This window comes from Paenibacillus sp. FSL F4-0122, from assembly GCF_038002845.1.
GTDB lineage: Bacteria > Bacillota > Bacilli > Paenibacillales > Paenibacillaceae > Paenibacillus_AQ > Paenibacillus_AQ odorifer.
In genome coordinates this window covers 5,994,818-6,007,241 of sequence record NZ_JBBODI010000001.1, presented here as the reverse complement: position 1 = coordinate 6,007,241, position 12,424 = coordinate 5,994,818, and the positions used below count along the sequence as shown (strand labels likewise).

The window sequence follows — 12,424 nt, the reverse complement described above, 5'->3', positions numbered from 1 at the left end:
GCGAATGGAATATATAAAACTTGGACGTACTGGTTTGGACGTATCTAGAATTTGTCTTGGCTGTATGAGTTACGGAGTACCTGAACGTGGAATGGCTCCGTGGTCGCTAAATGAGGAGCAGAGCAGACCCTTTATTAAAAGAGCACTGGAGCTTGGCATCAACTTCTTTGATACGGCTAATGTATACTCTGACGGAACAAGCGAAGAAATTGTCGGACGTGCCTTAAAAGAATTCGCTCGCCGCGATGAGGTAGTCATTGCGACAAAGGTGTTTTTCCGGATGCATCAGGGACCAAATGGGGCAGGACTTTCACGCAAAGCGATTATGACCGAAATAGACAACAGTCTAAAACGGCTGGGCACAGATTATGTGGACCTATACCAGATCCATCGTTGGGATAATGACACCCCTATCGAAGAGACCATGGAGGCCCTTCATGACGTAGTAAAGGCAGGTAAAGTTAGATATATTGGAGCGTCCTCTATGTATGCTTGGCAGTTCTTGCAGGCACAGCATGTTGCTGAGCGAAATGGTTGGACTAAATTTGTCTCTATGCAAAATTACTTGAATCTACTCTACAGGGAAGAAGATCGGGAAATGTTGCCTCTTTGCCGGGAAGAAGGAATCGGTGTGATCCCATGGAGTCCGCTTGCTAAAGGCCGACTAACCCGTGATTGGAATGAACAAACAGCTCGTTCAGAGATAGACGAAGTCGGAAAGGCATTTTATGCAAAAATGGCTGAAGCTGACCGCAAGGTTGTTGAGGTAGTTGCCGAAATTGCGGCTAAGCGGGGGATTCCACGTGCACAAGTAGCGCTTGCTTGGGTTCTGCAAAAAAAGCCAGTAACATCGCCTATCATTGGTGCAACCAAACCTAATCATCTGGAGGACGCCGTTGCAGCGTTATCAGTGACGCTGGAGCCAAGTGATATAGCGAGACTAGAAGAGCCTTATGTGCCACACCCAGTTATAGGAAATCTAAGCTAGATAAAAAAGCGTGATGCCCTTTGGGATCGCGCCTTTTTTTATCTAAGTTAACTTTCATCCCTTATTTAGTGCCTTTAGAATCTTATCTTTAGTTTGGCTTAATCGTTGCTCAGCACCATGCGGGTGCAAGGGTTTGCTTAAATAGGTGAATAAGAAAACACATTCCAATCAATAAAAATGACATGTTAATTCTTCTTTAGCCAAGGTAATATGTATCCGACTTGTGAGAGTGAATATAGAAAAGGAGGTGAACTCTTTATTATTAATTCCACGTTAAAGCATACGCACATGACTACTGAAATTGGTCAACCAGCTATCCTCAAGCCTAGGGAGGTTTATCCGACGGTTTCCTTCACATCGTGTGTTGACGGAAGGGTTGCCGGTGAATTGATTTTTGATAGAACGAAGCTGGTTGATAGTTTGCCTGAGACTCCTATGGTCAAAGACTCATTAATGGAATGGACACCGTTAGGCACGGCAGAACAACTGGGTACTTATGAACTGCGAATGACCCTCAAACAGGACGGAAAATCTCCTCAGTATGACTCATATTATTTTACCGTGCTGGATCCAAAGAGCATCTCCGCGGGACAGAGCCCAATTGCTTTCCTTGGTAACGATGGAATGATGATGTATATCGGTGATTATCGAGGTAATCGGATCTTAGATTTTTCCAATGCGGGTTATAGGGGTGGCGGTGTTGAAATCCCGAATATCCCCGTTAAGTCGACCGTTCTACCCTTAGACGGAGACGCGACGGAACGTATTCAGGTTGCGATTGACCAGTTGGCCAAGCGCCCGCTCGATAAGAACGGATTCCGCGGAGCGATCCTGTTGAAAAAAGGCAGATATGAAATCGGAGGCACGTTATTCATTAAAGCAAGCGGGATCGTCCTTCGCGGCGAAGGTCAGGACAAAGAGGGCACCATTCTCTATGGTACCGGAGTGAAACAACGAAATCTAGTTGAAATTGGTGAAAATGCAGATCTTATGCTGGACAGCAACTCGAAACGGATGATTTCAGATTTGTATGTACCCTCAGGCTCGCGTACTTTCCATGCAAAAGACGGGAATGCTTATCGTGTAGGCGATCAGATCATAGTCCGCAGAATAGGTGATAAAAACTGGATTCACGAAATTGGCATGGATAACATATATAAGCGCCCGGGTGGAACCGTAACCCAATGGTCACCGTTCAATCTGGATTTTGACCGAGTCATCACTGCTATTGTAGGTAATGCGATTACGGTCGATGCCCCACTAGCGAATGCTATCGAACTTCAGTGGGGCGGCGGAGAGATCTATAAATATACAGACCATGCCCGCATTCAGCAGGTGGGGGTAGAGAATATGAGGGTAGAGTCCGATTTTGACCCGAGCATTATAGATATTAAGATGGATAACGATACAACGGATCCTTATTATGCGGACGAAAAGCATGCTGAGCGTTTTGTCGTATTCAACAGTGTGAAGAATGGCTGGGTTCGAGATGTGACGGGTTACCATCTGTCCTATTCTCTCGTTCAAATGAAGCGTTATTCCAAATGGATTACGGTTCAGGATTGTCAAATGTACGATATGATCAGTATGGTTACTGGGGGTCGCCGTTATGTCATACATCAGATGGGCCAGCTAAATCTCGCTCAACGTATTTATACAGAAACGGCGCGGCATGCGTTCACCGTCGATAGCTGGGTACCGGGGCCAAATGTATTTCTGGATGGGGGAGCTGTTAACAATTATAACACCAGTGAGCCTCATCATCGCTGGTCAGTCGGAGGCCTGTTCGATAATATCAAAGCTCCCATCTCTATTCGGGATAGGGCGTGGTTAGGCAGCGGACATGGCTGGGCAGGCGCGAATTATGTAACCTGGAATACGCAAGGAGAACTCACTTTACAGCGGCCACCAACCGCTCAAAACTACGCCATTGGCCATGTTGGTAGCAAGGTACCCGGACTGGTTCCTAACGATTATGATCCCCGGCCCCGTGAAGATGGATATTGGTGCAGTTGCGGTCAACATGTCGTCATTAATAGTCTCTACAAGCAGCAGCTGATGGAACGTTTAGGTCGAAATGCGCTCAGTAATATAAAAAAATAATTTACAGTAGGGTGCGGAATCTTCCGCATCCTTTTTAGTTTGGATCATAAAAAAACACAACCCCTAACAATCTATGCCATGGAGAGACATCAGAATCAAGAGTAGCATAAGAAGTGGAGTTACTGACGAATGATATGACCTGAAAATAGGAAAGGCCAGGTGAACAAGAGTTGAGTGAAAGAAGACGAGCGAAACAAGAGGTGGCATTATCGGCAACCATGCGGGAATCAGAACGTCTTCGATTATGGTATACAAGCCCGGCGTCAAATTGGAATGAGGCTCTTCCCATAGGAAACGGGCGCCTTGGGGCGATGGTGTCTGGTATGATCGGCCAAGATAAAATCCAGCTTAACGAAGATTCAATCTGGTACGGCGGCCCTGGACGCGCAGCTAATCCTGCAGCTCAGCCGTATTTGACGGAGATTCGGCAAATGCTGAAAGACGGCAGGCAGGCGGAGGCAGAACATTTGGCTCGAATGGCTATGACTGCTTCACCAAAATATGAACAGCCGTACCAGCCACTTGGCGATTTGATTTTGAAGTTTCTGGATTCCAGTGAGGTTATTGAAGAATACGAGCGGGAGCTCGATTTGGAGCAAGCGGTTGTTACGGTGTCGTACCGTTGTGGCGGGGTTCGCTATTACAGGCAATATTTTGTAAGTGAACCGGACGGTGTATTAGTAGTCCGATTGACAGCTGACAGACTTGGCAAGATCACGTTGGCTGCGAATCTTATGCGTCGTCCGTTCGATACCGGCTGTAGTACTGGTCCTGCAAACACAGTTCTAATGAATGGGGAATGCGGAGCGGATGGTGTTCGCTTTTGCACAGCACTAAGGGCAGTTCAACAAGGAGGCCGCCAGAGGCTCATAGGGGATTTCATCTCTATTGAGGGAGCAGACTCCGTCACCCTTATGCTGGCAGCGCAGAGTACCTTTCGTGTGGATCAACCTGAAAAAGCCTGTCTGGAGCAATTGGATCAAGCCACGGCTCAGTCTTTTGCAACTCTAATAAAGCGGCATAAGGAGGAATACAAGTCCCGGTTTGCTCGATTTTCAATCGATTTAACAAGGGATGGCGACCCGTACGCCGAGCTTCCTACCGATAAACGATTACTGCGGTTACAGCAAGCAAAAGATGAAAGAAGCAATTCCAATGAGTTTGGTGATCCAGGACTAGTTGCACTATATGTGCAGTATGGGCGCTACCTATTGCTTTCCAGTTCTCGACCAGGTACGTTGCCTGCTAATCTGCAAGGCATATGGAATGATAGCTTTACCCCGCCATGGGAATCAAAATATACAATTAATATTAACCTCCAGATGAATTACTGGCCTGCCGAAGTCCTAAATATGGCTGAATGCCATGAACCGCTGTTTGATCTGATCGAACGGATGCAGTTGAACGGTCAAGAAACGGCAAAAGAAATGTATGGCTGTCGCGGTTTTGTTGCTCATCATAACACTAACTTATGGGCGGAAACCCGACCTGAAGGCATCCTAATTACCTGTACGGTCTGGCCAATGGGTGCTGCTTGGTTATGCCTTCATTTGTGGGAACACTACCGGTTTGGACTGAACCTGTCTTTTCTCAAGGAAAGGGCCTATCCAGTGATGAAGGAAGCAGCGATTTTTCTGCTTGATTACATGGTAGAGGAGGGTGGTGTACGGATTACTGGGCCTTCGGTCTCCCCTGAAAACCGCTTCCTTCTTTCGGACGGAAGCAACGGCAGCCTCTGTATGGGACCATCTATGGATTTGCAAATCGCATATACATTGCTATCCGCCTGTTCGGAAGCGGCATTAATTCTCGGAGAAGAAGATACAATGTTTCTCTCTGAACTACATGAGACGCTTGAACACATTCCACAGCCGAGTGTGGGCAGTCATGGACAGATTAAGGAATGGCTGTTTGACTACGAAGAGCAAGACGCAGGTCACCGGCATATTTCTCAGTTGTTCGCATTACATCCGGGTGAACAGATTGACATGAGGCACACCCCTGAGCTTGCCGCAGCAGCCCGACGAACGCTTGAACGCCGTCTTGACGGAGGTGGAGGCCATACCGGCTGGAGCAGGGCATGGATCGTCAACTTTTATGCCCGTCTCGGTATGGGTGCGGAAGCCTACGAGCATTTACTTAATCTCTTAGCCTCCTCCACGTATTCGAATCTTTTAGACTGCCATCCACCCTTTCAAATAGACGGAAACTTTGGTGGAGCAGCAGGCGTAGCAGAAATGCTGCTGCAATCCCACCGAGGAGAACTTCGACTATTACCTGCCCTTCCTAAGGAGTGGGCTTCAGGCAGCATAAGGGGAATGAGAGCAAGAGGTGGTTTTACCGTTGATCTTTCTTGGAGCCAAGGAAAGCTTGATGAAGCGACGATTCACTCTACGTTAACCGCTGAATATCGAATTTGGTCTGCTGTTCCGCTTGATCTGCCAGAACAATCTCTTATTAGCGATGGTCAGGGATTTGAATATACTTTTTCTTCAGTTGCAGGGAAGTCCCGCAAGATTTGTGCACAATAGTCAATCGTAATAAAACACAGGCAAGCCGAAAAATCTCCATTTTGAAGACCTGGATATTGGATTAACATTAGCCATACAACAAAATCCAAACTGCAACCAAAGGAGCGATATTTATGCCACAACAAGTGCCAGCCGCATTGCCAGCGAGCAGGCCAGATCTTTCCCCATTCCAAAGAAGAATGACCAATTTGCGCAAATATAAGGCGCTATATCTCATTTCACTGCCGGGCATTATTTTTTTTATCGTATTTAAATACTTACCCTTGGCGGGTTCCATCATGGCCTTTCAAAACTACAACATATTCAAAGGTTTTACAGGCAGTCCTTGGGTTGGCCTTGATCAGTTCCGGCGGATGTTCACCTATCCAGAGTTTTTGAGAATTCTTGAAAATACTATCCTGATCGGCCTATATGATATGGTCTTTGCGTTTCCGGTTCCCATAATATTCGCCCTCCTTCTTAATGAAGTGAGAAAAGCTTTCTATAAACGGATTTTGCAGACCGTCGTTTATTTGCCCCATTTTCTCTCATGGGTCATTATTGGGGGGATAATGATCGGCATTTTGTCCCCAACGACAGGTATCGTGAACCAGATCTTAAATGCTTTTGGGCTCGACTCCGTTTATTTTCTGGGCGAGGACTCGTATATTCGTACCATCCTGGTTGGAACAGGCATATGGAAAGACAGTGGATGGGGAACTATTGTTTATTTAGCCGCACTCGCAGCTGTGAATCCCGAGCTGTATGAAGCGGCCAGAATTGACGGAGCAAATCGGTGGAAACAAACCTTATCCATTACGATCCCGACGATCTTGCCCACCATCATGATTATGTTCCTGCTTCATATCGGTAACTTCCTTGATTTTGGCTTCGAGCGAGTGTTTGTATTTATCAATTCGCTTAATGAGACCAATGGAGATATTCTCGATACGTATATATACCGAGTGGGTCTTATTGATCAGCAATACAGCTATACAACAGCTATAGGCCTCTTTAAATCGGTCGTCGGACTGTTGCTAGTCATGATCGGGAATACGCTTAGCAAAAAAGCATCAGGGGATGGACTTTACTAGAAAGGAGTCGAAGAGTAAATGAAAAATAAAGGTCGCCTGTTTGACGTTTTTAACTATATATTTCTGATGCTGGTCGGGTGCTTGATGGTCTTCCCTCTGCTGCATGTGCTCGCCAAATCATTTAGCAGCACTCATGCCATTAATGCAGGCGAGGTTAAGCTATTCCCTTCTGTAGATTGGACGCTTATGAATTATCAAGTTATTCTTGGGGATACCTCCATCTGGAGAGCTTTCATGGTAAGTATATTTATTACAGTTGTCGGAACAGTTATTAATCTGATTTTAACTGCATCACTGGCCTATCCTTTATCCAGATCCGAATATTCGATGCGCAAAGGAGTTCTGATTTTAATCCTAATTACGATGATATTTCACGCTCCGCTCATACCGAACTATATGGTCATCAAAAACTTGCACTTGATCGACTCTTTATGGGTATTAATCATCCCATCGGCCATCAGTGCATATAACCTGTTCATCATGCGTTCTTTTTTCTCAGCCCTGCCTACTGAGCTGATAGACAGCGCGCGAATGGATGGAGCGGGAGAGCTGCGCACGATGTGGAGCGTCATCCTTCCTTTGTCCAAACCTGTTATGGCAACTATGGGCTTGTTCTACGCGGTATCCCATTGGAATTCTTATTCATCGGCGTTGTATTTTATCAATACACGAGCGCTTTATCCACTTCAGCTGCGGCTTCGGGAAATCGTACTGAGTAACGACCTTGGGCAAGCGGGCAGCTTATTAGAAAACGTAAATGAAGTATCTCCGGCAGGTGTGCAAATGGCAGTTATTGTCGTCTCCGTCATACCGATTATTATCGTGTATCCGTTTCTGCAAAAGTATTTTATCAAAGGGATGTTAATCGGATCTATTAAGTCTTAAATCAACCAGCTTGCATCATCCTTTAAAAGAAACAGCCATCTGCTTATCAAAATATGGTAAGATATAATCCAAACTCAAAAATGGAAGCGTTGCCAATGATCGCAACTTCAAATCAATTTCATACCACAAGACAACTGATTCTGATTCCATTCCGGAAGGGATTTGATACAAGTGCGAGTATTGATTGTAGAAGATGAGCCTGTCATTCAAAAAGGATTGGTGAAGATGGTCCAGCGTTATCCGGTCTCATTCACCGCGATTTATACAGCCGACGATGGCGAAGCAGCCTTAGAAACTATCCAAAAGCTAGAACCGCATTTAGTGCTGACAGATTTGCGCATGAAGCGGATGGATGGCCTTGATTTATGTGAACGAATTCACCGTGATTACAGTCATGTCCAGGTGGCAGTCATTTCCGGGTACAATGACTTTCAATATGCTCAACGAGCAATGGCATACGGCGTTAAGCGATATTTGTTAAAGCCGGTTCTCCAGCAGGATGTGCATGATATGCTGAGAGAACTTATATCCGGAATGACAGGCAACATTATTCCTGTTCATAAATACGTGGATTGGGCCGAACAGCTGGAACAACATATCTGGCTGCTGCAACGTGATGAGACAAACCGTCTGCTTGATGACAGAGAAACATCCGGTTTATTTGAAGGGTTGAACGTCTTTAGCATGGATGCAGTCCTGAATGATTGTCTACAAATGATCGTAGATCGCTTGGAACGCCGAGGCTGGAAGCCTCAGTCCCGGTGCTGTGGAGATGTGAAAGCCGCCAATACGAAAAAAGAAACGATGTTAGCATTTGTCGCGATAATAAACGGTATACTTGCGGAGCTGCAACTTACTCGCAAAGGCAACTATAAGGACCCGGTTGAAGAAGCAAAAGCTTTCATTGATAAACATTTGGCTGAGGATGTGTCGTTAGAAGAAGTAGCCAAACGGGTGGGACTTGCCCGCACCTACTTCAGCGCATTATTCAAAAAAATGACGGGGGAAACCTTCGTACACTACCGGATCCGAAGAAGAATGGAGGAAGCGCGCAGACTTCTTGCCGTACCTACCATGACAATCAGTGATATCTCGATTCATGTAGGTTACGAGGATTATCCCCATTTTACGAAGACGTTTAAAAATCTCGTGGGTGTGTCACCTTCGGAATACCGTGCTTCGTTTGGCATTGAATAATGAGAGCAACCCTCAGCCGGAAGCTGCTATTTTATTTTACCATTGTCATCTTACTTTCCCTGTCAGCGCTGGGGATTTCCTTCTACAGCATTTCTGCCAAGCAATTGCAGGCAAGTACTGAAAACCAGATGATTCAAATCGTAAATAATGCAGTTCATCATACCAATCTCTATATTTCATCCTATCAACGGTCGACCGTGGCGCTACTAACGGATTTGAGAGTTAAAAGATATATTGACCTATCAGCAGACCGTGAGGAATATGAAAATTACCGCTACACGACCGATATTCGCGATGCAATTGTCGAACCAGTATGGATTCGCAATCCTGAGATTGAAGCCTTATATATTATCGGGTATTCCGGGAATGCGCTTTATTATTATAATGGCGGTTCAGCGCCATCTTTTACACAGGAAGACACCGCAAGACAGATCAGGTATTTCAAAGAACATACAGATGTCAGTGGACAGTTGAATGTAATCAATTACAGTATCCGTGGGGATCAAACGCCGATGTTGACCTTAATCCGCAGCATTCGTGGCCTTCAGTCACCAGAGATGAAAGGATTTGTAGGCATCGAAGTCAAAGCGGAGGAGCTCTCCACGTTATGGAAAGGGATCGATCTTGGTCCCGAAAGCTATTTTTTTATTGTAGATGGCGAAGGCAGGATTCAATATCATAACGATCAAAACAAAGTAGGGACGTTGATTCCCGATAGTCTTGGCAAGCAAATTGAGCTAGCAGGAGATGCGATGTTCCGCAGCTCGGCAGAGGGAGTGGGAAAATCTTATATCAGCCGTAATGCGGAATATTCCGGTTGGCATCTGGTTGTATCCATTCCAGACACTCAGCTGCAAAAGCCGCTAATTACCATCCGGAATTATATTATTGCTGTCGCGATTTTGACATTTATGATAGCGCTGTTTCTGGCAAGCCGATTTGGTAAGTCTGTTACTACACCAATCCGTATACTGATGAAAGGAATGAGCCAGACCGAAAAAGGAAATTGGGAATTAATCTCCCTTCCGAAAAGCCAGGATGAGGTCACTGGGCTTATCGTTCGTTACAATCTGATGGTAACGCGCCTGTCAGAGCTTGTGGACACCGTTTATCAATCAGAACTGAAGAACAAGGAAGTGGAAGCCGAGCGGCAGAAGGCCGAATTCCAATCCTTACAGTTACAGATCAACCCCCATTTTTTATATAATACGCTCGAAACGGTGGTCTGCTATGCAGTAATTCAGGATTCAGATGAAATATCAGAAATTGTCGGAGCCCTGTCCTACATGCTGCATTATTCGGTGCGCACCAATCTTGAAGAGATAACCGTGGCCAATGAGCTGAAGCATGTCATCCATTATATGGTCATTATCAATCACCGGATCGGAAGACCGTTTGACATCGATGTGCGGATAAAGCCTGAAATGCTTCTGCGCAAAATGGTCCGTTTGACCTTACAGCCACTTGTGGAAAATGTGTTCCAGCACGCCTTTCGTTATGGTGTTGAAGATTATCACACGATTACGATTGATGCTGGAGAGGATGGCGATATCTTCTGGGTCAGCATTACGGATAATGGCAGCGGAATGACCCCGGAGCGGCTTGAAGAACTTCGCCTTAAACTGAGCGAAAATCGACTCGCCGATGTGGAGGAAGGTAAAGGAAGCCCAGGCGGCATTGGTGTGCAAAATGTTCATCGCCGGATTCAGCTTGTCTTCGGAGAAGAATTCGGCGTTGACGTAGAAAGCAGTCCAGAATGGGGAACACGCATGATCATGAGAATGCCGATTTCCGGAAGGAAGGAACATCAAGTGCTTAACGCATAGGCGCTGCTCGCCGAAGAGAACGAGGATCAAAAGGCTGTCCTGAGGTCCGAGCCGCGGACTTTTGGGGATGGCCTTTTTTTATAACGGCAACCGATCACAAAAAAACACATCCCACAATAATCCACCCCATGGGAGAGCTGATGATACAGCTTTATGATGGGTACAGGTAAACCAAATACCTTTTTATACTAATAAGGGGGATTATCCAGATGAAAAAATGGGTTAGTCTGATCCTATCCACGGCGCTTGTCTCAAGTCTCGTCGCAGGATGCGGAAGCAATGAAACATCGGACGGTAACGCCGATGCAGCAGGCGAATCAAAACCGCTTAAATTTAGTATTTCGTTAAACACAAGCGGAAACGCTTACACGGAAAGTTCTAAAGACATTAACACCGATAAGTGGGTCAAGGAGTTGGAAAAACGGGCGAATGTCGATTTAGACATTAAGTTAATTCCTTTGAAGAACTTTGATTCCAAAATGGCTGTTATGTTCGCAGGCGGTGATATTCCGGATGTGGTTCAAAATGTCGGAGGGGCTACAGATAAATCGATGGCTGGATCGGTTCAGGCTGGTGTTTTTATGCCGCTAGATGATCTGCTGAAGGAGAATGCGCCTAACTTGATGAAGGTTGTCCCGCAGGAAGCATGGGATGAAGTCAGCTACGACGGAAAAATATATGGCATTCCGACTTGGCTCAGCAATCCGTCTCGACGTGCCACCTTTATCCGAACAGATTTATTGGAGAAAACCGGTCTCCCGGTACCTGTAACGATTGAAGATTTCTTGAATGTGCTACGCGCTTTTAAGAAACTCGGTGTGAGCGCGCCTTATCAGATGCGTGAGAACTTCAAATATGCAGATATCGCATTCGGTGCATATGACGCGCTTGGCTATCAGTTTACAGAGGATAATGGAGAGATCGTACCCAAATTTTATAATTCCGAGAATATGGAAAAAGCACTGAACGTATACAAAACGATGTATGACGAAGGCCTCATTCAAAAGGATTTTGCAACAATTCAGACGGCGCAGTATGGCGAAAATATTGCTGCAGGCAATGCAGGAATCTGGACAGCTAACGCGCAGAATCTACTGGATTTCCGGACCCAAATCGCCGCATCCAATCCGGAAGCGAAAGTGGATATTATCTCGTCGCCAACCGGTGACAATGGACAAAAAGGATATGGCTTGTATAGTTCGGTCAATACCTCACTGTATATCAACAATAAGGTCAGTAAAGAAAAGGCTGCCCGGATTATTCAAATGTTTGAATGGATGCAGACCCCGGAAGCCAGTAATTTCTATAGCTTTGGGATTGAAGGCGAGAATTACACGGTAAAAGACGGAAAAGTTGATTATAAGCTGCCAGAGAACAAGGCTGCCCAAGATGAAGAGAAATTCCGCACACAGCTGCGCTGGGTAGGGGACGGAACGATCAACCGCGAACGAACTGAACTGCTTACGGGTGGTAAAGATGTTTTGAAAGCATTGGATGAAACTCTGAGTAAAGAAGGCTTAGGGGGCATCGGTTTTGTACCTGATCTGGAGTCATTCAGCAAATTTCCTGATCTTGCCTCCAAACGTCCCGATCAGGCACCAAAACTGATCATAGACCATATGGTCAAAATGATTTATGGCAAAGAACCGATTAGCGATTTCCCAAAAGTCATCGAGGAATATAAGCAAAAAGGCGGCGTAGAAATCTTAAAAGAAGCAACAGAACGCTACAAAAATAATGAGGGAATCCTTAATCAGCAAAGCCGGAAATAGATAGATTCTTAGGAAGCCTCTTCATTCGAAGGGCTTCCTGCCAGTTAGG

Annotated in this window: 8 protein-coding genes; all 8 read left to right on the top strand. The window is 45.7% G+C overall.

Annotation, left to right across the window (positions count from 1 at the left end; genetic code table 11):
* Window positions 1-4: 4 nt before the first annotated feature.
* The 8 genes from MHH49_RS26200 to MHH49_RS26165 all read left to right on the top strand — a co-directional run bounded on the left by MHH49_RS26200 (window position 5) and on the right by MHH49_RS26165 (window position 12,375).
* Window positions 5-988 (top strand): aldo/keto reductase, encoded by a 984-nt coding sequence (locus MHH49_RS26200; protein WP_076142106.1) that lies wholly within the window; start codon window positions 5-7, stop codon window positions 986-988.
* Window positions 989-1,375: 387 nt separating this feature from the next.
* A complete protein-coding gene (locus MHH49_RS26195) occupies window positions 1,376-3,091 on the top strand; it encodes a hypothetical protein (protein ID WP_341138649.1) in 1,716 nt (571 codons plus the stop codon).
* Between the two features lie 170 nt (window positions 3,092-3,261).
* Window positions 3,262-5,622: a glycoside hydrolase family 95 protein gene (locus MHH49_RS26190; RefSeq protein WP_341121587.1), complete on the top strand. Its 2,361-nt coding sequence runs from the start codon at window positions 3,262-3,264 to the stop codon at window positions 5,620-5,622.
* A 179-nt stretch (window positions 5,623-5,801) separates the two neighbouring features.
* Window positions 5,802-6,695, top strand: a complete 894-nt coding sequence (locus MHH49_RS26185; RefSeq protein WP_051491014.1) for an ABC transporter permease — start codon at window positions 5,802-5,804, stop codon at window positions 6,693-6,695.
* An 18-nt stretch (window positions 6,696-6,713) separates the two neighbouring features.
* Window positions 6,714-7,580, top strand: coding sequence for a carbohydrate ABC transporter permease (locus tag MHH49_RS26180; protein WP_341138648.1), 867 nt, complete (start codon window positions 6,714-6,716; stop codon window positions 7,578-7,580).
* Between the two features lie 171 nt (window positions 7,581-7,751).
* Complete coding sequence (locus tag MHH49_RS26175) at window positions 7,752-8,777, top strand: response regulator transcription factor (RefSeq protein WP_076099254.1); 1,026 nt, start codon at window positions 7,752-7,754, stop codon at window positions 8,775-8,777.
* The gene (locus MHH49_RS26170) at window positions 8,777-10,603 is read left to right on the top strand and encodes a cache domain-containing sensor histidine kinase (RefSeq protein WP_341138647.1); all 1,827 of its coding nucleotides are present in this window, start codon (window positions 8,777-8,779) and stop codon (window positions 10,601-10,603) included. Before MHH49_RS26175 ends, MHH49_RS26170 begins: the two co-directional genes overlap by 1 nt.
* Before the next feature lie 209 nt (window positions 10,604-10,812).
* A complete protein-coding gene (locus tag MHH49_RS26165; protein WP_341138646.1) occupies window positions 10,813-12,375 on the top strand; it encodes an extracellular solute-binding protein in 1,563 nt (520 codons plus the stop codon).
* The last annotated feature ends 49 nt before the right edge of the window (window positions 12,376-12,424 follow it).

Bases quoted from the DNA above. Each gene is read 5' to 3' on its own strand.
- MHH49_RS26170 (WP_341138647.1), top strand. From the start codon at position 8,777: ATGAGAGCAACCCTCAGCCGGAAGCTGCTATTTTATTTTACCATTGTC.
- MHH49_RS26165 (WP_341138646.1), top strand. From the start codon at position 10,813: ATGAAAAAATGGGTTAGTCTGATCCTATCCACGGCGCTTGTCTCAAGT.
- MHH49_RS26185 (WP_051491014.1), top strand. From the start codon at position 5,802: ATGACCAATTTGCGCAAATATAAGGCGCTATATCTCATTTCACTGCCG.
- MHH49_RS26200 (WP_076142106.1), top strand. From the start codon at position 5: ATGGAATATATAAAACTTGGACGTACTGGTTTGGACGTATCTAGAATT.
- MHH49_RS26180 (WP_341138648.1), top strand. From the start codon at position 6,714: ATGAAAAATAAAGGTCGCCTGTTTGACGTTTTTAACTATATATTTCTG.